This window comes from Micromonospora sp. R77 (genome assembly GCF_022747945.1).
Lineage (GTDB): Bacteria > Actinomycetota > Actinomycetes > Mycobacteriales > Micromonosporaceae > Micromonospora.
Window position 1 is genome coordinate 3,119,536 of the sequence record NZ_JALDST010000001.1, and the last position, 18,945, is coordinate 3,138,480.

General features: G+C 73.0%; 18 protein-coding genes, 1 pseudogene and 1 riboswitch. Of the genes and pseudogenes, 15 read left to right on the forward strand and 4 right to left on the reverse strand.

What is annotated here, in order from left to right:
- Nucleotides 1-111: 111 nt before the first annotated feature.
- The 4 genes and pseudogenes from MRQ36_RS14570 to MRQ36_RS14585 all read left to right on the forward strand — a co-directional run.
- Nucleotides 112-1,419 (forward strand): annotated as a pseudogene (locus tag MRQ36_RS14570) (M14 family zinc carboxypeptidase); the annotation flags it as partial.
- Between the two features lie 129 nt (nucleotides 1,420-1,548).
- A riboswitch (cobalamin riboswitch) is annotated at nucleotides 1,549-1,639 on the forward strand.
- 113 nt (nucleotides 1,640-1,752) lie between these two features.
- The gene (locus MRQ36_RS14575; protein WP_242795997.1) at nucleotides 1,753-2,691 is read left to right on the forward strand and encodes an ABC transporter substrate-binding protein; all 939 of its coding nucleotides are present in this window, start codon (nucleotides 1,753-1,755) and stop codon (nucleotides 2,689-2,691) included.
- A gap of 7 nt (nucleotides 2,692-2,698) precedes the next feature.
- Complete coding sequence (locus MRQ36_RS14580) at nucleotides 2,699-3,793, forward strand: iron ABC transporter permease (protein ID WP_242795998.1); 1,095 nt, start codon at nucleotides 2,699-2,701, stop codon at nucleotides 3,791-3,793.
- Entirely contained in the window at nucleotides 3,790-4,593 is an 804-nt protein-coding gene (locus MRQ36_RS14585; protein ID WP_242795999.1) for an ABC transporter ATP-binding protein, read from the forward strand. The genes MRQ36_RS14580 and MRQ36_RS14585 overlap by 4 nt, the downstream gene beginning before the upstream one ends.
- Nucleotides 4,594-4,666: 73 nt before the next feature.
- Here MRQ36_RS14585 and MRQ36_RS14590 read toward each other — a convergent pair whose 3' ends face one another.
- Nucleotides 4,667-5,425, reverse strand: coding sequence for a VOC family protein (locus tag MRQ36_RS14590; RefSeq protein WP_242796001.1), 759 nt, complete (start codon nucleotides 5,423-5,425; stop codon nucleotides 4,667-4,669).
- A gap of 161 nt (nucleotides 5,426-5,586) precedes the next feature.
- Here MRQ36_RS14590 and MRQ36_RS14595 point away from each other — a divergent pair, with 161 nt between their 5' ends.
- Together MRQ36_RS14595 and MRQ36_RS14600 are read left to right on the forward strand one after the other, a co-directional pair.
- Entirely contained in the window at nucleotides 5,587-6,468 is an 882-nt protein-coding gene (locus tag MRQ36_RS14595) for an oxidoreductase (protein ID WP_242796003.1), read from the forward strand.
- Nucleotides 6,458-6,634 (forward strand): hypothetical protein, encoded by a 177-nt coding sequence (locus MRQ36_RS14600; protein WP_242796005.1) that lies wholly within the window; start codon nucleotides 6,458-6,460, stop codon nucleotides 6,632-6,634. Before MRQ36_RS14595 ends, MRQ36_RS14600 begins: the two co-directional genes overlap by 11 nt.
- 4 nt (nucleotides 6,635-6,638) lie before the next feature.
- Here MRQ36_RS14600 and MRQ36_RS14605 read toward each other — a convergent pair whose 3' ends face one another.
- A complete protein-coding gene (locus MRQ36_RS14605) occupies nucleotides 6,639-8,747 on the reverse strand; it encodes an AAA family ATPase (protein WP_242796007.1) in 2,109 nt (702 codons plus the stop codon).
- Between the two features lie 209 nt (nucleotides 8,748-8,956).
- Here MRQ36_RS14605 and MRQ36_RS14610 point away from each other — a divergent pair, with 209 nt between their 5' ends.
- From MRQ36_RS14610 to MRQ36_RS14625, 4 genes are all read left to right on the forward strand, one after another.
- A complete protein-coding gene (locus tag MRQ36_RS14610; RefSeq protein ID WP_242796009.1) occupies nucleotides 8,957-9,541 on the forward strand; it encodes a helix-turn-helix transcriptional regulator in 585 nt (194 codons plus the stop codon).
- Nucleotides 9,542-9,665: 124 nt separating this feature from the next.
- The gene (locus MRQ36_RS14615) at nucleotides 9,666-10,664 is read left to right on the forward strand and encodes an IS481 family transposase (RefSeq protein WP_242796011.1); all 999 of its coding nucleotides are present in this window, start codon (nucleotides 9,666-9,668) and stop codon (nucleotides 10,662-10,664) included.
- 41 nt (nucleotides 10,665-10,705) lie between these two features.
- Nucleotides 10,706-11,977 (forward strand): MFS transporter, encoded by a 1,272-nt coding sequence (locus MRQ36_RS14620; protein ID WP_242796013.1) that lies wholly within the window; start codon nucleotides 10,706-10,708, stop codon nucleotides 11,975-11,977.
- 33 nt (nucleotides 11,978-12,010) lie between these two features.
- A complete protein-coding gene (locus MRQ36_RS14625) occupies nucleotides 12,011-12,862 on the forward strand; it encodes a menaquinone biosynthetic enzyme MqnA/MqnD family protein (protein WP_242796015.1) in 852 nt (283 codons plus the stop codon).
- A gap of 82 nt (nucleotides 12,863-12,944) precedes the next feature.
- Here MRQ36_RS14625 and MRQ36_RS14630 read toward each other — a convergent pair whose 3' ends face one another.
- Nucleotides 12,945-13,883: a class A beta-lactamase-related serine hydrolase gene (locus MRQ36_RS14630; RefSeq protein ID WP_242796017.1), complete on the reverse strand. Its 939-nt coding sequence runs from the start codon at nucleotides 13,881-13,883 to the stop codon at nucleotides 12,945-12,947.
- The gene (locus MRQ36_RS14635) at nucleotides 13,883-14,890 is read right to left on the reverse strand and encodes a hypothetical protein (protein WP_242796019.1); all 1,008 of its coding nucleotides are present in this window, start codon (nucleotides 14,888-14,890) and stop codon (nucleotides 13,883-13,885) included. Before MRQ36_RS14635 ends, MRQ36_RS14630 begins: the two co-directional genes overlap by 1 nt.
- 369 nt (nucleotides 14,891-15,259) lie before the next feature.
- On the opposite strand from MRQ36_RS14635, the gene paaA reads away from it, so the two are divergent.
- Genes paaA through paaE form a run of 5 tightly spaced genes read left to right on the forward strand, consistent with a single transcriptional unit; the run spans nucleotide 15,260 to nucleotide 18,942 of the window.
- Nucleotides 15,260-16,327, forward strand: coding sequence for a 1,2-phenylacetyl-CoA epoxidase subunit PaaA (gene paaA / locus MRQ36_RS14640; protein WP_242796021.1), 1,068 nt, complete (start codon nucleotides 15,260-15,262; stop codon nucleotides 16,325-16,327).
- Nucleotides 16,324-16,644 carry a 1,2-phenylacetyl-CoA epoxidase subunit PaaB gene (paaB, locus tag MRQ36_RS14645; RefSeq protein ID WP_242796024.1) on the forward strand — a complete coding sequence of 107 codons (321 nt, stop codon included), beginning with the start codon at nucleotides 16,324-16,326 and terminating at the stop codon, nucleotides 16,642-16,644. Before paaA ends, paaB begins: the two co-directional genes overlap by 4 nt.
- Nucleotides 16,641-17,363 carry a 1,2-phenylacetyl-CoA epoxidase subunit PaaC gene (gene paaC, locus MRQ36_RS14650; protein ID WP_242796026.1) on the forward strand — a complete coding sequence of 241 codons (723 nt, stop codon included), beginning with the start codon at nucleotides 16,641-16,643 and terminating at the stop codon, nucleotides 17,361-17,363. The genes paaB and paaC overlap by 4 nt, the downstream gene beginning before the upstream one ends.
- Nucleotides 17,360-17,836 carry a 1,2-phenylacetyl-CoA epoxidase subunit PaaD gene (gene paaD / locus MRQ36_RS14655; protein ID WP_242796028.1) on the forward strand — a complete coding sequence of 159 codons (477 nt, stop codon included), beginning with the start codon at nucleotides 17,360-17,362 and terminating at the stop codon, nucleotides 17,834-17,836. The genes paaC and paaD overlap by 4 nt, the downstream gene beginning before the upstream one ends.
- The gene (gene paaE / locus MRQ36_RS14660; protein WP_242796030.1) at nucleotides 17,833-18,942 is read left to right on the forward strand and encodes a 1,2-phenylacetyl-CoA epoxidase subunit PaaE; all 1,110 of its coding nucleotides are present in this window, start codon (nucleotides 17,833-17,835) and stop codon (nucleotides 18,940-18,942) included. Before paaD ends, paaE begins: the two co-directional genes overlap by 4 nt.
- Nucleotides 18,943-18,945 lie beyond the last annotated feature (3 nt).

Here is an 18,945-nt window from a genome sequence, read left to right on the forward strand (position 1 = left end):
GCCAGAGGTCAGCTCATGGAAAATCATTGCCGGGATGAGGATCCGGTCGGGATGGAGCATTGCAGCGACGAATGTTGATATGAACATGTGACGTACCCCGAGGAGGTATCCATGGCCCTGCGCACCTCCCAGCTCCGCCGCCGGCTGGCGCTCGTCGCCGCCGTCGGCCTCGGCCTCGTCACCGTCGTCACCGGTCCGGCCTCCGCGCGGCCGGCACCGGACCGCACCGCCTCCGACGCCGTCGCCTACCAGGTGGTCGGCCCGCGCACCTTCGCCGACCGGGACGCGGTCGCCCGCACCGGCGCGTCGATCGACCTCGTCGAGGACGGCCGGCTGTACGTCTCGGCCACCCGCGCCGAGGCGGCGGCGATCAGCCGGCTCGGTTTCCGGCTGGAACGCGACGCCGCCCCCGCCCCCTCCGGCCAGGTCGGCACGTACGCCTTCCCGCCGGCCGACTCCAACTACCACGACTACGCCGAGTTGACCGCCGTGGTGGACCAGGTGGTCGCCGCCCACCCGACCATCGCGCGGAAGACCAGCATCGGCCGCTCCTACGAGGGCCGGGACCTGATGGCGGTGAAGATCTCCGACAACGTCGGCGCCGACGAGAACGAGCCGGAGATCCTCTTCAACGCCCAGCAGCACGCCCGTGAGCACCTGACCGTCGAGATGGCGATCTATCTGCTCAACCTCTTCACCGGCAGCTACGGCACCGACTCCCGGATCACCAACATCGTCAACTCGCGGGAGATCTGGATCGTCCCCACCCTCAACCCGGACGGCAGCGAGTACGACATCGCCACCGGGTCGTACCGGTCCTGGAGGAAGAACCGGCAGCCCAACAGCGGCTCCTCGTACGTCGGCACCGACCTGAACCGGAACTGGGGCTACCAGTGGGGCTGCTGCGGCGGCTCGTCCGGCTCGACCTCGTCGCTGACCTACCGGGGTCCGTCCGCCTTCTCCGCCCCGGAGACCCAGGCGTTGCGCAACTTCGTCAACAGCCGGGTGGTCGGCGGGGTGCAGCAGATCAAGGCCAACATCGACTTCCACACCTACTCGCAGCTGGTGCTCTGGCCGTACGGCTACACCACCGCGAACACCGCCACCGGGATGAACGCCGACCAGTACAACACCTTCGCCACCATCGGTCAGCAGATGGCGAGCAGCAACGGCTACACCCCGGAACAGTCCAGCGACCTCTACATCGCCGACGGCACCAGCATCGACTGGATGTGGTACGCCCACAAGATCTGGGCGTACACCTTCGAGATGTATCCCGGGTCGTCCTCCGGCGGCGGCTTCTACCCGCCCGACGAGGTGATCCCGACGCAGACCGCCCGCAACAAGGAGGCCGTCCTGCTGCTCTCCGAGTACGCCGACTGCCCGTACCGGGCGATCGGCAAGCAGAGCACCTACTGCTGACCCAGAGTCCTGATTCCGGGTGGGGCCCCGAACCAACCCCCGTCGTAGGGGCCCCACCCACCCCCTCCCGTCCGGACGATCTCCGCTGGTCGTGCGCTACCGTGGCACCGACCAACCCGCAGCGAAGCCGGTGCGAAACCGGCGCTGTCCCGCAACTGTGATGCCCCCGCACGGCGTCGGCTCCGGCCGACGCCGACGTGTGTGGGGACGAGCCAGGTCGCCTGCGGCTGGTCGCGACACGCGCCTTCGAGGAAGGGCGCCTCGCGGACGGGCACGCGGAGGCGGTCCCTGTCGGCGAAGCACCACGCTCCTCGACCGACAGGAGGACCCATGTCCAGACGTACCCCCCGGCTCTTCGCCGCGACCCTCGCGGTGGCCGCGCTGGCCCTCGGCGCCTGCGCCGAGAAGACCTCGACCGACACCCCCGCCGCCGGCGGCAGCTCGGCGGCCGCCGCCTTCCCGGTCACCGTCGGCAAGCTGACCCTGGACAAGCGCCCCGAGAAGATCGTCTCGCTGTCGCCGACGGCGACCGAGATGCTCTTCGCCATCGGCGCCGGCAAGCAGGTCACCGCCGTCGACGACCAGTCGAACTACCCGGCCGACGCGCCGAAGAGCGACCTGTCCGGCTTCCAGCCGAACGCCGAGGCGATCGCCGGCAAGAGCCCCGACCTGGTGGTGCTCTCCAACGACACCAACAAGATCGTCGACCAGCTCACCACGCTGAAGATCCCGGTGCTGCTCACCCCGGCGGCGGCCACCCTCGACGACAGCTACCGGCAGATCACCGACCTGGGCGCGCTCACCGGCCACCCCACCGAGGCGGCCGACGTCACGAAGAAGATGAAGGACGACATCGCCGCGCTGACCAAGGACCTGCCGCAGCGGGCGAAGAAGCTGACCTACTACCACGAGCTGGGCCCGGAGCTGTACAGCGCGACCAGCAAGACCTTCATCGGCTCGATCTACGCCCTCGCCGGGCTGGAGAACATCGCCGACGCCTCCGACGCGGACGGGAAGAACGGCGGCTACCCGCAGCTCTCCCAGGAGGTCATCGTCAAGGCCAACCCGGACTTCGTCTTCCTGGCCGACACCAAGTGCTGCAAGCAGACCCCCGACACGGTCAAGGCGCGCAGCGGCTGGGCCGGCGTCACCGCGGTGAAGAACAACCAGGTCGTCGCCCTCGACGACGACGTCGCCTCGCGCTGGGGCCCCCGCGTCGTCGACCTGCTCAAGGCGATCGTCGACGCCACCGCCAAGGTGCCCGCGTGACCCGTCGATGACGGTCCGACCACCCGCCGCCCGGTCGGCCGGGACGCTGACCGCGTCCCGGCCGGCCGGGCTGCGCAAACGCTGGCTGACCGCCGGCATCGTCGCCGTGTTCGTCGCGCTCGTCGCCGGGGTGTCCCTCGGGCCGGTCAGCCTGCCGCCCGGCAGCGTCGCCGCCGAACTGCTCAACCTGCTGCCCGGGGTGCACCTGGACAGCGGGCTCACCGAACGCGAGATCGCCATCGTCACCGAGCTGCGGCTGCCCCGGGTGGTGCTCGGCCTGCTCGTCGGCGGGCTGCTCGCCCTGGCCGGCGGCTGCTACCAGGGCGTGTTCCGCAACCCGCTGGCCGACCCGTACCTGCTGGGGGTGGCGGCCGGCGCGGGGCTCGCGGTGACCGCGGTGATCGCGCTGGGTGCCGGGGTGGGCGGGGCGCTGAGCGGACTGCCGGTCACCATTCCCCTCGCCGGGTTCGTCGGCTCGCTCGGGGCGGTCGCCATGACCTACCTGCTCGGCGCGGCCGGTGGACGGGACCGGTCACCCGCGACGCTGATCCTGGCCGGGGTGGCGGTGTCGGCGTTCCTCTCCGCCGGGCAGACCTACCTGCTGCAACGGCACTCCGACAGCATCCAGCAGGTCTATTCCTGGCTGCTCGGCCGGCTCGCCACCGCCGGCTGGGCCGACGTCCGGCTGGTCCTGCCGTACTTCGTGGTCACCGCGATCGTGGTGCTGCTGCACCGGCGGGAACTCGACGTGCTCTCCGTCGGCGACGACGAGGCCACCAGCCTCGGCCTGCACCCGCAGCGCTCCCGCTACCTGCTGGTCGCCGCCGCCTCGCTGGGCACCGCCGCCGCCGTCTCCGCCTCCGGCCTGATCGGCTTCGTCGGGATCATCGTGCCGCACACCGTACGGCTGCTCGCTGGCTCCAGCTACCGGGTGATCCTGCCGCTGTCGATGCTCTTCGGGGCGGCGTTCCTGGCGCTGACCGACGTGGTGGCCCGGACCGTCGCCGCCCCGGCCGAGATCCCGATCGGGGTGGTCACCGCGCTGCTCGGCGGCCCGTTCTTCGTACTGGTCCTGCGGACCGCCCGGCGGGTGCTGACGTGAGGGCCCGGCCGCCCGGCCCCGCCGACCCGCCGGCCGTCCAGGTGCGTGACCTGCACGTGCGGCTGGGCGACGCGCCGATCCTGGCCGGCGTCGACCTGAGCGTGGCGGCCGGCGAGTGGGTCACCGTGATCGGCCCGAACGGCGCCGGCAAGTCGACCCTGCTGCGCGCCGTCGGCGGCCTGCTGCCCGCCCGGGGCGCGGTCGACCTCTTCGGTACGCCGCTGACCGCGCTGCGCCGCCGCGACCGGGCCCAGGTGGTCGCCACCGTCGCCCAGTCCCCGGTGGTGCCGGCCGGCATGCCGGTCCTCGACTACGTGCTGCTGGGCCGGACCCCGTACATCCCGCCGCTGGGGCGGGAGTCGGCCGCCGACCTGGCCGCCGTGCACGAGGTGCTGGACCGCCTCGACCTCGCCGCGTTCGGCCACCGGGAGCTGGCCACCCTCTCCGGCGGGGAACGGCAGCGGGTCTTCCTGGCCCGGGCGCTGGCGCAGGGTGCCACCCTGCTGCTGCTGGACGAGCCGACCAGCGCGCTGGACATCGGCCACCAGCAGGAGGTGCTGGAGCTGGTCGACCAGCTGCGCCGCGAGCACGGCCTGACCGTGCTCGCCACCATGCACGACCTCTCCGTCGCCGGTGAGTACGCCGACCGGATGGTGCTGCTCGCCGACGGCCGGGTCGCCGCCGCCGGCCCGCCCCACGAGGTGCTCACCGAAGAGCTCCTGGCCAAGCACTACCGCGCCCACCTGCGGGTCATCCCCGGCGACCACGGGCCCCTCGTCGTCCCCATCCGCCCGAGGTGAAAGGAGGGGCCCCCTGTTAACGCCTCCGGTATAGGAGGGGCCCTCTGTTAACACCTCGGGCGGCATCGTGCGGTCAGGCCAGGGCGGTGACGGAGAAGAGGGCGCCCTGCGGGTCGCGGAGGGCGGCGGTGCGGCCGGCCGGGTTGTCGTACGGCGGGACGAGGATGGTGCCGCCCAGCTCGGCGGCGCGGGCGGCGGTCGCGTCGGCGTCCTCGACCGCGAAATAGACCGTCCAGTACGCCCGCAGGTCGGCCGGCAGCTCCGCCAGTGGCGGCGTCATGCCGGCGACGATCCGGGCCCCGCACCGCCAACCGGTGTAGGTGACCGGCCCGAGCGGCTGGTCCTCCGCCTGCCAGCCGAAGACCAGCGCATAGAACTCCTTCGCCCCCTCCGGGTCCGGGCTGACCAGCTCGGTCCAGCAGATCGAGCCGGGCGCGTTGAACAGCTCGGCGCCGCGCATCGCCATCGGCTGCCAGACGCTGAACGCGGCACCCGCCGGGTCGGCCAGCACCGCCATCCGGCCCTGGTCGAGCACGTCGAACGGGGCCACCACCACCTGCCCACCGGCCGCCTCGACCCGGGTGGCGACCAGGTCGGCGTCGTCGGCGGCCACGTACGTCGACCAGATCGGCACCTGGTCCCGGGTGGCCGGCGGTCCGGCCCCGGCGACCGACCTGCCGTCCTTCAGGAAGACGGTGTAGCCGCCCGCCTCCGGCTGCGGGGAGACCCGGCCGGTCCAGCCGAAGAGCTGCGGATAGAACCGCTTCGCGTCCTCCAGGCCGGGCGTGGCCAGGTCGGCCCAGCAGGGCGTGCCGGGCTCGACGGTACGCACGCGGACCCCTCTCGCCGGTGGCACGCCCCGCTGGCACGCCCTGTCGGCATCGTGGCACCGTCCCGTGGTCCACCGGGCCGGAATCGGACAGATCGTCAGGGGACACCGCATCCCCGCCGGCAGCGGTATCGGCCTGCGCCGATCTCCGGTAGGTTCCGCCCATGCGGATGCGTGCGCTCACCTCCCTCGTCCTGGCCGCCGCCGTCGTCGTCACCGGGTCCGGGGCCGCCTGGCGGCCGGCGCCCCGCTGGCAGCTCACCGACACCGGGGTCACCGCCCGGCTGCGCGGGCTCGCCCCGGTCGACGGCCGGGTGGCGTGGGCCAGCGGCAGCGACTCCACCGTGCTGCGTACCGTCGACGGTGGACGGCACTGGGCGCGGGTCGGACCGACCACGGACGTACCGCTGCAGTTCCGCGACATCGAGGCGTTCGACGCGCGCCGGGCGGTGGTGCTGTCGATCGGGCCGGGCGGCGAGTCCCGGGTCTACCGCACCGACGACGCCGGGGGCACCTGGACGGAGACGTTCCGCAACAGCGACGACGCCGCCTTCTACGACTGCCTGACCTTCTTCGACGACCGGCACGGGCTGGCCCTGTCGGACCCGGTGGACGGTCGGTTCCGGCTGGTCTCCACCGCCGACGGCGGCCGGTCGTGGTCGGTGCTGCCGACCGACGGCATGCCGGCGGCGCTCCCCGGCGAGTTCGCCTTCGCCGCCAGCGGCACCTGCCTGGTGACCGCCGACCACGGCCCGGACCGGGCCTGGTTCGCCACCGGCGGCGGGGCGACCGCGCGGGTGTTCCGCACCGCCGACCGGGGGCTGACCTGGCAGGTCACCGACACCCCGGTGCCGGGCGGCCCGTCCGCCGGCATCTACTCGCTGGCGTTCCGGGATCCCCGGCACGGCGTCGCGCTGGGCGGTGACTTCGCCGCCCCGAGCAGCGCCGGACGGCGCGGCCCGCACCGGCGACGGTGGTCGCACCTGGACGGTCGCCGACGCCCAGCCCGGCGAGTACCGCTCCGGCGCCGCCTGGGTGCACGGTGACACCGCGCTGGCGGTGGGGCCGACCGGCAGCGACGTGAGCCGGGACGGCGGCCGCACCTGGCAGCGCTTCGACACCGGCAGCTTCGACGCGGTGGAGTGCACCCCGACGGGCGCCTGCTGGGCGTCGGGCGAGCAGGGCCGGGTGGCCCGGCTGGCCTGGCGCTGACGGCTCAGCCGAGCGGGTCGGGCAGTGGCGCGGTGTGCAGCACCGACAGCCGGGAGACCGCCCGGGTCAGCACCACATAGAGGCGGTGCAGCCCGCGCGGTTCCGCCGCCACGATCGCGGCCGGCTCGACGACCACGACGTGGTCGTACTCCAGGCCCTTGACCAGGGTGGCGGGCACCACGGTGACCCGCGCGGCGGTCTCGACGTCGTCGGCGGTCGCGGTCTCGACGCCGTCGGCGTGCAGCGCCGCGCGGAGCCGGTCGACCGTGTCGTCGGCGGCGATCACGCCGACCGAGCCGTCGTGCGCGAGCGCCGCCCGCACCTCGGTCACCGTCGCCGCCACCAGGTCGTCCACCGTACGCACGTCGAGCGTCCCGTCGCGGCGCAGCGACTGGGCCGGGGGTACGTCGACGGCGAGCACCGGCAGCAGCCGGTTGGCGAACGCGACCACGGCGGCGGGTACCCGGAAGCCGATGCTCAGCGGCACCACCGCGGCGTCCGGCTTGCCCAGGTGGGCCAGGGACTCCCGCCAGTCCCGAGCGGCCCACGGGGCGGTGCCCTGGGCCAGGTCGCCCAGGAGCGTGATCGAGCCGTGTTCACTGCGCCGGGCGATGGCCCGGCACTGCATCGGGGAGAGGTCCTGCGCCTCGTCCACCACCACGTGCCCGAAGCCGGCGGGGCGTTCCAGCAGCCCAGCGGCCTCGTCGATGAGCACCGCGTCGGCGGCCGTCCACCGGGTCGCCTTCGGCGTGCGCCCGAGCTTCGTGCCGGTCGTCGGCCGGCCACGTCGCCCCGCGGCCGGCGCGTCGTTCCTGCCGGCGTCGTCGACCGGCCGGCGGCCCTGGAGGAGGGCCTGCTCGTCGGCGGTGAGCAGCCCGTCCGCCGCCCCGGCGAGCGCCTCGGGGTCGCCGAGCAGCGTGTGCACCAGCCCTTCCGGGGTGAGCGCGGGCCAGACCGCGTCGAGGAACTCGGTGACCGGCTTCGCCTTCCCCATCCGGCGCAGCCAGGCGTCACCCGGTGACTCGGCGCGGCGCGCCTCGGCCTGGCGTTGCAGCAGCCCCACCACCCGCGCCCGGACCCGGTCCCGGCCGGTCGCGTGGGGCAGCCCCTCCCGGCGGGTCTCCTCGACCAGCCGGTGCAGCGGGTCGAGGCCGATCCGCCAGCGGAACGAGCCGTCCGACACCATGATCGGCTCGGTCGGCGTGCCGATCTGCGCGTCGACCGCCCGGCGCAGCACCTCGGCCATCCGGGCGTCGTGCTTGAGCGTGGCGACGGCCGGGTCGTCGACGGCCCGTACCGGCACCCGGGCGATCAGGTCCTCCACCGTCGCCTGCGCGACCTCGACCTCGCCGAGCGCCGGCAGCACCGCCGCGATGTACGACAGGAACGCCCGGTTCGGCCCGACGATCAGCACACCCGACCGGCGCAGCCGTTCCCGGTGCAGATAGAGCAGGTAGGCGGCCCGGTGCAGCCCGACGGCCGTCTTGCCGGTGCCGGGCGCGCCCTGCACGCAGATCGAGTCGGCCAGGTCGGCCCGGACCAGCTCGTCCTGCTCGGGCTGGATGGTGGCGACGATGTCCCGCATCGGGCCGACGCGGGGGCGCTCGATCTCGGCGGTCAGGATCCGGCTGGTCGTACCCAGCTCCTCGCCCCGGTCCAGGTGTTCGTCCTCGAAGCTGGTCAGCGCGCCGCTGCTGAAGCCGAACCGGCGGCGGACGGCGACGCCCTGCGGGTCGCGGGCGCTGGCCCGGTAGAACGAGCGGGAGATCGGGGCCCGCCAGTCCAGCACCAGCGGCTCACCCGCCTCGTCGGTGACGTGCCGCCGCCCGACGTGGTAGTCCCGCCCGGCGTGGTCCGGGTCGGCCGGACCGAAGTCGAGCCGGCCGAAGAAGAGCGGGGTGGTGGGGTCGTCGGCGAGTTCGGCGACCCGCCGGGCCATGTGCCGGCCGAGTTGTTCGGCCGTGTACGCGTCCCCGGCGACCTTGTCACCGGTGGCGAAGAGGGCCTCGGCGCGTTCCCGCATCCGGCGCAGGGCGGCGCGGGAGGTGTCCAGGTGGGCGCGTTCGGCGCCGAGCTCGTCGTCCAGGGTCTGTTCTTGGGCGTGCAGGGTCATCCACGTACTCCTCGACACGGGAAAAACGCTGCCGCTCGCGTTTCCGACCTCGTCGGGTCGGCGCGGGACGTCCGCTGCGGTGCTGAACACCTCGGCCGTCGGGCGGGAGACGGAACAGCCTACCGCCGTCCACCGGTTCGGCAACCGAATTTCGGGTCGGGTGGGTCCGGCCGGTGGTCGGGGCGTCGACCGCACGGGATCATGGGGGGATGACCGAGGCGCGTCCCGAGCAGCGGCGGATGACGATCAGCGACCCGCAGGTGATGCGGGCGCTGGCCCATCCGGCCCGTATCGCGATCATGGAGCACCTGAGCACCCGGGAGGCCGGCGCGACCGCCACCGAGTGCGCCGAGATCGCCGGGCTGTCGCCGAGCGCGACCAGCTATCACCTGCGGGCGCTGGCGAAGTTCGGGTTGGTGGAGCAGGCCCCGAGCCGGGGCGACGCGCGGGAGCGGGTGTGGCGCACGTTCAGCCCGCACTGGATGGTCGACGCGGGCCGCGGTGCCGGACCGGATGCGCGGGCGGCCGAGCAGGCGGTGGTGGAGGCGCACGCGGCCCGGGACCTGGAACGGACCCGGGACTGGCTGCGCCGCGCCGGCGACGAGCCCGCCGAGTGGTACGACACCGCGCTGTTCAGCGACACCCTGCTGCTGCTCACCGCCGAGGAGTTGGCCGAGCTGAACCGGGCGGTGCTGGCGCTGTTCGAGCCGTACCGGCAGCGGCAGCGGGCGGCCGACCCGCCGGCGGGGGCCCGGACGGTGGCCGCGCAGTACAAGGTGGTGCCGTTGGCCTAGCTGTACTGCCCAGGGAGATTGGTTGAGGTCGTGTGACGACACGGCGTAGATAGACGTGATGACGAAGGCCTCCGGTTGTGGAGTGGAGCTGTCTAGGAACCGCTCCGGCAACCAGGAGGCCTTCGTGTCCCACGCTAACGCCGCTTTGACTCCTCGTGCACGTCTTCGCCTGGCGCGTCTGATCGTGGATGAGGGGTGGCCGGTCGCCCGGGCGGCGGAGCGCTATGACGTGTCCTGGCCGACGGCGAAACGGTGGGCGGTGCGCTACGCCGAGCTCGGCGCCGACGCGATGACGGACCGGTCGTCACGGCCGCACCACAGCCCTACCCGCACGCCGCAGCCGGTTGTTCGCAAGGTGGTGCACCTGCGATGGAAGCACCGCCTGGGGCCGGTGCAGATCGCCGGTCGCCTCGGCATGCCCGCCTCGACGGTGCACGCGGTGCTGACCCGCTGCAGGGTGAACCGGCTCTCGCACATCGACCGGCGCACCGGCGAACCGGTGCGTCGTTACGAGCACGACCACGCCGGGGCGATGCTGCACGTCGACGTCAAGAAGCTCGGCCAGATCCCCGACGGCGGCGGGTGGCGTTACGTCGGTCGGGTGCAGGGCGACCGCAACCGTGAAGCCACCGCCCGCCGCACCGGCACCCGCAACCAGCACTGGGAGCCGCGGATCGGGACCGCGTTCGTGCACACCGTCGTCGATGACCACTCACGGGTCGCCTACGCCGAGATCCGCGACGACGAGAAAGCCGTCACCGCCATCGACGTGCTCCACCACGCGGTCGCCTGGTTCGCCGCCCGAGGCGTCACCGTCGAGCGGGTGCTGACCGACAACGGCTCCGCCTACAAGTCCTACGCCTGGCGCGACGCCTGCACCGAACTCGGCATCACCCCGAAGAAGACCCGCCCCTACCGACCCCAAACCAACGGCAAGGTCGAACGCTTCCACCGAACCCTCACCGACGGCTGGGCCTTCGGCCGGTTCTACACCTCCGAAGCAGCCCGACGCAAAGCCCTACCCGCCTGGCTGCATCACTACAACCACCACCGCCCCCACACCGCAACCGGCGGCAAACCGCCCATCACCAGGCTGACCAACGTCCCTGGGCAGTACACCTAGCGGGGGTTGCTCCATCAGTTGTGAAGGATTATTTTCGAAGTATGTCCTTCACAACTGACGCGTCGCGCTGGCCGGACGTCTGGATCGCCGCCGCCGCCCGGGGCGCCACCGTCGGCGGGGACTTCCTCGCCGCCACCGCGCTCGCCCTCGCCCTCCAGGCCGCCGGCGCGGGCGGCCTCGCCGTGTCCGGCCTGCTGCTGGCCGCCACCCTGCCGCTGGTGGTCCTCGCCCCGCTGGCCGGCCGGCTCGCCGACCGGATCGACAGCCGCACCCTCCTGGTGGTCGTCGGATCGGCCCAGGCCGCGGTCTGCGCGGCGCTGGCCTGGACCGACCGGCAGGTCGTGATCGTCGGGCTGGTCGCCCTGCTCTCCTGCGGGCTCGCGGTGACCCAGCCCTGCCTGGCCGCGCTGCTGCCCCGGATGGTGCGCCCCGACGACCTGCCCCGGGCCGGCGCGCTCAACCAGACCGCCGTCTCCCTCGGCGCACTGGCCGGTCCGGTCCTCGCCGGGCTGCTGGTCGGGCAGTTCGGCACCCGGGTGCCGCTGCTCGTCGACGCCGGGACCTACCTCGCGCTGGTCGCCGCCGGCCTGCTGCTGCGTACCCGACGGGGTGGGGGCAGCGGCGCCACCGCGACGGCCGCCGCCACGCCGGCCCCGGCGTGGCGGCTGCGCACCGACCCGCTGATGCTGGCCATGGTGGTCGGTACGGCGGCCGTGATCACCGCGATCGGTGGCATCAACGTGGTCGAGGTCTTCTTCATCCGGGAGACCCTGGACTCCTCCGCCACCGTGTACGGCCTGGTCGGCGCCGCCTGGATGGCCGGGATGCTGCCCGGCAGCTGGCTCGCCGCGCGGGTGGCCCGCCGCCTCACCCACGACGCGGCCCTGGTACGCGGGGTGCTGGTGACGCTGGCCGGCTGCTCCCTGATGGTGGTCCTCGCGGCGGCCGTGCCAGCGGCGGCGCTGCTGGTCCCGCTCTGGCTGCTCGGCGGCGCGGCCAACGGCGGCGACAACGTCTTCGCCACCGTGCTCACCGCCCGCCGGGTGCCCGAGGCCCGGCGTGCCCGGGCGTACGCGCTCACCGGCGCCGCCGTGCAGGGTGGCTCGATGGTCGGCTACCTGCTCGGCGGTGCCCTGCTGGCGGTCCTGCCACCGCGCCCGGTGATCGCCGGCTTCGGGATCACCGGACTGCTGGTGGTGCTCGCCTTCGTGCCGGTCGTCGCGGGGGCGACCCGCCGGGCGCGGACCGGCCCGGACGGTGACCCGCAGCCGGCGGCGGGTGCGGAGTTGGCCACTCCGGCGGCCTCCCGCTGAGGCGGGCGACGCGAGCGGGGATACGGTCGGGTCATGGCTGACCGCATCGCCCGTCCGCGGGTCGGACACATCCAGTTCCTGAACTGCCTGCCGATCTACTGGGGGCTGATGCGGTCCGGTGCCCTGCTCGACGTCGAACTGCACAAGGACTCGCCGGACCGGCTGAACGCCGCGCTGGTCGCCGGCGACCTGGACATCGGGCCGATCTCACAGGTGGAATACCTGCGGCACGCCGACGAGCTGCTGCTCCTGCCGGACCTGGCGGTCGGCAGCGACGGCCCGGTGCTCTCGGTCAACGTGGTCTCCACCCGGCCCCTGGACCAGCTCGACGGTGCCCGGGTCGCGCTCGGCTCGACCTCCCGGACCGGGGTGCTGCTGGCCCGGCTCCTGCTCGGCGAGCGGTACGGCGTCCGTCCCGACTACTTCCGCTGCCCGCCGGACCTGACCCAGATGCTGCTGGAGGCCGACGCGGGGGTGCTGATCGGTGACGTGGCGCTGCGCGCCCTGCACGAGGCGCCCCACCGGGGCCTGGCGGTCACCGACCTCGGGCAGGCCTGGCGCGAGTGGACCGGCCTGCCGATGGTCTTCGCCGTCTGGGCGGTACGCCGGGACTTCGCCGCCGCCCACCCGGGGGTGGTCAAGGAGGTGCACCAGGCGTTCCTGCGCTCGCGCGACCTCTGCCTGGCCGAGCTGGACCAGGTGGCCGAGGCGGCCGCCCGGTGGGAGCCGTTCGACGCGGCGACCCTGGCCAACTACTTCCGTACCCTCGACTTCTCCCTCGGCGAGCGGCAGGTCGCCGGGCTGCGCGAGTTCGCCCGCCGGGCCGCCGCCATCGGCGAGGCCCCGCCGCTGCCCACCGGCGGCCCCGAGTTCTTCGCCGGCTGACCCGCCCGGCGCCGGCCCCGCAACGGCGACGTGGCGGTGTCCCGACCTCCGGGACACCGCCACGTCGACGACACTGCTGGGCTCAGGTCCCGGGTCGGAGCAGGCCCTCGGTGATCCGCTGGCAGTTCTTCATGCCGTAGTCGTAGCCCATGTTGATCGGGTAGCGGACCATCACGCCCATCGTCCAGGTGTCGCCGATGGCGAGGCAGTTGATGTGCATCTCCTGCTCGCGGGTCCGGTCGATCCACCCGTTCTTGATGGCGATGGTCTTCTGCTCGGCCGTCGGGAACGCCTTGCGGATGCCGAAGTCGCCGGCGCCGCGGACCAGCCGCATCTCGTTCAGCAGCCACTTCGTCCACTTCGGCCCGGCGGCCCGGCCGTCGTCGATGCAGAGCCCGAGCCGGGCGGTGTCCCGGGGCGACAGGTTCGTCCGGCTCCAGCCGCCGTCGCCGGCGACCTTGCTGTCGGTCAGCTTGCACATCGAGATCAGGCGCTTGATCGACGCGGCCCGGCCCACGCCGTTGTAGAACTGCTCGGCCCGGGTGTTGTCGCTGTCCCGGATGATCCGGGTGGCGTCGGCCAGCTTGGCGTCGCTCGGGGTCTGCCCCGCCTCGGCGGCCCGACGAAGGTAGTCGGCGACGATCCAGGACTTGATCATCGAGGCGGTGGTGCTGGTCTCGTTCATGTTCTTCGAGCCGATGATCTCGCCGGTGCGCTTGTCCAGCACGCTCCAGGCGTACCAGCCCTTGATGTCGAGGTCGAGGTCCTGCGCCTGGAACGGCAGCGGCTCCAGCGAGGGGGACGGCGTCGGCTTCGGCTGGGGTCGGGAGCTGCGGTCGGTCGGCGCGGTGGTGGAGCGGCTGCCGGCCGGCGCGGCGGGGTGGGCGGCGGCTGCGGGTCGCAGCGGCGAGCCGGGCACCAGCCGGAGCGAGACGAGCACCAGGCCGACCAGGACCACGACGGCCGCGGTGAACGCCAACGGCCGGCGGTGGCTGCCCGGCCGGCGGCGGCTGCCCGCCATCAGAGCTTCCCGACCGGCTGCTGCGGCACCTTGAGGGCGGCGCCGGGCTGCGGCGTCACCAGTTGGGTGGCCACGCTGGCGCAGACCTTCGCGCCGTACGAGGGGGCCATGCTGGTGCCGGCGGGATAGCGCATCATCACCGCGAGGCTCCAGCTGTCGGTGACCGCCAGGCAGTTGACGTGCCAGTTGTTGTCGTAGGCGAGCCGCGTCCAGCCGTTCTTGATGCTCACCGGACCCTGCGCCTTGATCTCGGCGGGCAGGCCGTCGACGATGCCCCACTTGCCGCCGCCGGACTTCTCCTGCTGGTCCTTGACGCTGCCCCGGACGTTGGCCATCTCGCTGAGGACCCACTTGGTCCACTTGGGCCCGGCGGCCTTGCCGTCGGCGATGCAGTCGCCGAGCCGGACGGCGTCCCGCGGGGACATCCGGGTGAAGCTCCACCAGCCGTTGTACATGGCGGGGGCGGGAGGGCCGCTGCGCGTGGTGTCGGTCAGGCCACAGATCTTGATGGCCCGCTGGATCACCGGGTCCGGCTTGCCGTTCGGTTGCGGCTTGTACGACCCGCCGGCCGCCGCGTACACCTTGTTGGCCCCGACGTCGTTGCTGTCCCGGATGGCCAGACCCGCCCACTTCTTCAGCTCGGGGGTCGGCTGCTTGTTGCCGAGCTGACGCAGGTAGTCGGAGACGATCCAGGTCTTCAGCATCGACTCGGTCGAGTTTGTCCGGTTCATGTTGGCCGCACCGTCGATCTTGCCGGTCTGCCGGTCCATCAGCGCCCAGGAGAAGAACTCGCCTTTGAAGTTCACCGAGACGGGGGCATTGGCCAGGGTGGGCGGGGGCGGCGCACTGGGCGCGGGCGCGGGCACCTGCTCCGCACCGCCGCCGACGCCGCCGAGGCCCGCGACGCCGTCGCCGCCGGAGAGGCGGGCGTACGCGGCGGGCACCAGCATGACGCCGCCGATGAGGACCGCCACGATGGCGAGCACCATGGTCACGCGAGGTCGCATGAGTGGGTGAGCTCCAGATGTCTGGCCGGGGGGACCGGCGCTCCGGTTGGGTACGACCTGATCGCCGCGGCCGGGGGAGTGGCCGTGAAAGCCGGTGGCGATCGTCAACAGCCGATCGGTGTGCCGGGGGAAGTCTACGTCCGGACCGGGCTGACGCCAGAATCTGACAGCCGCCAACTCGCCGCGAAGGCGGGGCAATGGGGCGCTGTGCCGCCGTTGCGAGGATTTATCTCTTCATCGTGGGCCAAGTCACACGTTTGCCCGGGTGCACGGGTTCCTCCGGAAAGTGGCCATCCGGTGACGGAAGGTGTGCGGGGTTTCCTGTTACACCCTCTGGTGTCATCGGGGGCGAGCTGTAACACTGGCCTCATGTATGGCAACGACTTCTCCGCGCCGGACGACGCGCCCGGCGGTGGCCTGCTCGGCGAGGTCGAGGCGGCGGAGGCGGCGCTGCGTGAGGCCGCCGCCCGGGCCCGACGCGGCGGACCCGCCCCGGGTGAGGACCTCGCGGCGTACTTCACCGAGGTCATCGACGCCGACCAGAAGATCGAGCCGCGCGACTGGATGCCCGAGGCGTACCGCAAGACGCTGATCCGGCAGATCGCCCAGCACGCGCACTCCGAGATCATCGGCATGCAGCCCGAGGGGAACTGGATCAGCCGGGCCCCCTCGCTCAAGCGCAAGGCGATCCTGCTGGCCAAGGTGCAGGACGAGGCCGGCCACGGCCTCTATCTCTACGCCGCCGCCGAGACGCTCGGCATCAGCCGGGACGAGCTGGTGGAGCTGCTCCTGGGCGGCCGGCAGAAGTACAGCTCGATCTTCAACTACCCCACGCTGACCTGGGCCGACGTGGGCGCGATCGGCTGGCTGGTGGACGGCGCGGCGATCGTCAACCAGGTCCCGCTCTGCCGCTGCTCCTACGGCCCGTACGCGCGGGCGATGATCCGGGTCTGCAAGGAGGAGTCGTTCCACCAGCGGCAGGGCTACGAGATCCTGCACACCCTGGCGCACGGCACCCCCGGGCAGAAGGCGATGGCGCAGGACGCGATCGACCGCTGGTGGTACCCGTCGCTGGCGATGTTCGGCCCGCCGGACGGCGACTCGACGCACTCCGCCCAGTCGATGGCCTGGAAGATCAAGCGGTTCTCCAACGACGAGCTGCGCCAGCGCTTCGTGGACATGTGCGTCCAGCAGGCCGAGATCCTCGGCCTCACCCTCCCCGACCCCGACCTGCGCTGGAACGACGAGCGGCAGGCGTACGACTACACCCAGCCCGACTACGACGAGCTGATGCAGGTGATCAAGGGCAACGGCCCGTGCAACCGGCAGCGGATGGAACACCGCCGGGCCGCCCACGCCGAGGGCGCCTGGGTACGCGAGGCCGCCGCGGCGTACGCCGCCAAGCGGGCGGAACAGAAGGAGAAGGTGGCCGCGTGAGCGAGCGTAGTGAGCGACCCGGTCAGCTCGGCGCAGGGAATCCTTCGCCTCTCTGGGAGGTCTTCGTGCGGGCGCGGCGCGGGCTGTCGCACACCCACGTCGGCAGCCTGCACGCCCCCGACGCGGAGCTGGCCCTGCGCAACGCCCGCGACCTCTACACCCGCCGCCAGGAGGGGGTCTCCATCTGGGTGGTGCCGGCGGGCGCGATCACCGCGTCCAGCCCGGACGAGAAGGACGCCTTCTTCGACCCGGCCGCCGACAAGGTCTACCGCCACCCCACCTTCTACGAGGTGCCGGACGGGGTGGCCCACCTGTGACCTCCGTCGAATTCGTGCTGGGGCTCGGCGACGACGCGCTGGTCGCGGCGCAGCGGCTCGCCGAGTGGACCACCCGCGCGCCGGAGATGGAGGAGGACATCGCGCTGGCCAACATCGCCCTCGACCAGCTCGGCGCGGCCCGCCTCCTGCTGACGTACGCGGGTGAGCTGGAAGGCGCCGGCCGGGACGAGGACGCGCTGGCCTACCTGCGCGACGACCGGGAGTTCCGCAACTGCCTCCTGGTCGAGCTGCCCAACGGCGACTTCGCGGTGACCATGGCGAAGCTGCTCATCCTGTCGGCCTGGCAGCTGCCGCTCTACACCGCCCTGTCCGGCTGCGCCGACGAGCGGCTGGCCGCGATCGGGGCGAAGGCGCGCAAGGAGTCGGCGTACCACCTGGACCACGCCTCGCTCTGGGTGAAGCGCCTCGGCGACGGCACCGAGGAGTCGCACCGGCGCATGCAGGTCGCCCTGGACGAGGTGTGGCCGTACACCCACGAGCTGTTCGTGGCGGACCCGGCGGCACCGGTCGACCCGGCCACCCTGCGGGCCGACTTCGACGCCGTCGTCGCCGCGGTGCTGGACGAGGCCACCCTGACCCGCCCGGCGGACGGCTGGCGGCCCGGCGGTGGGCGGGACGGCGTGCACAGCGAGCACCTGTCGTACCTGCTGGCCGAGATGCAGGTGCTGCACCGCGCCCACCCGGGAGCCGAGTGGTGACGGACCCGAGGGAGGCCGCGGCGTCGGTGGTGGATCCGGAGATCCGGGTCGTCACCATCGACGAGCTGGGCATCCTGCGGGCGGTCGACGAGGACCCGGCCACCGGTCGGGTCGTCGTCACCATCACCCCCACCTACACCGGCTGCCCGGCGATGGACGTGATCCGGTCGGACATCCGCCGGGCGCTGGCTGCCGCCGGCCACCCGGACGCCGAGGTCCGCACGGTCCACAGCCCGGCCTGGAGCACCGACTGGATCTCCGACCGGGGCCGGGCCAAGCTCGCCGCCGCCGGCATCGCCCCGCCGCACCCGGTGCGGACGGGCACCGTCGTGCCGCTCACCCTCGCCGTACGCTGCCCGCGCTGCGGCTCGGTGGAGACCGAGCAGGTCAGCCGCTTCGGCTCCACCGCGTGCAAGGCCCTCTGGCGCTGCCGTTCCTGCGCCGAACCCTTCGACCACCTGAAGGCGCTGTGACTGTCACCATCACCCGACCGGTCCGTCGCCGGCCGGTCTTCCACCCGTTGCCCGTCGCCGTCGTCGACCGGCTCACCGACGATTCGGTGGCGGTCACCTTCGCCGTGCCGACGGAGCTGCGGGAGACCTTCGCGTTCTCCGCCGGCCAGCACCTGACCGTGCGGCGCGTCGCCGACGACGGCGAGGAGGTGCGGCGGTCGTACTCGATCTGCTCGACGCCGCAGGAGCTGGCCCGGCACGGCCGGTTGCGGATCGGGGTGCGGGAGGTGCCCGGCGGCGCCTTCTCCGCGTTCGCCTGCGGCGCGCTGCGCGGCGGCGACACCGTCGAGGTGCTGCCCCCGCTCGGGCACTTCACCACGGCCTTCGCGCCGGACCGGGTCCGCCACTACGGCGCGGTGGTCGCCGGTTCCGGCATCACGCCGGTGCTCGCGCTGGTCGCGACCGCCCTGGCCGTCGAGCCGGCCAGCACCTTCACCCTGGTGTACGGCAACCGCACGGCGAACACGGTGATGTTCGCCGAGGAGCTGGCGGACCTGAAGGACCGCTACCCGACCCGGCTGCACCTGGTGCACGTGCTCTCCCGGGAGCAGGGCGAGTCGCCGCTGCTGTCCGGGCGGATCGACGCCGAGCGGCTGGACCGGCTGCTGGACACCATCGTGCCGGGCGACGCCATCGAGGAGTGGTTCCTCTGCGGCCCGTACGGGATGGTGGTGGACGCGAAGGCGGTGCTGGCGGGGCGGGGTCTGCCGGAGTCGGCGGTGCACACCGAACTGTTCCACGTCGACGCGCCGCCGGAGCCGGTCCGCCGCCCCGGCGACGAGCCGGGGGCCGGCGCCGAGGTGACGATCGTGCTGGAGGGCCGCTCGTCGACCTTCACCATGGGCCGGGACGAGCGGGTGCTGGACGCGGCGCTGAAGGTCCGCGCCGAGCTGCCGTACGCCTGCAAGGGCGGGGTCTGCTCCACCTGCCGGGCCAAGGTGGTCCGGGGCGAGGTCTCGATGGCCCGCAACTATGCCCTGGAGCCGGACGAGGTGGCCGCGGGGTACGTCCTGACCTGTCAGTCCAGCCCGACCACCGACCAGGTCGTCGTCGACTACGACGCGTGACGT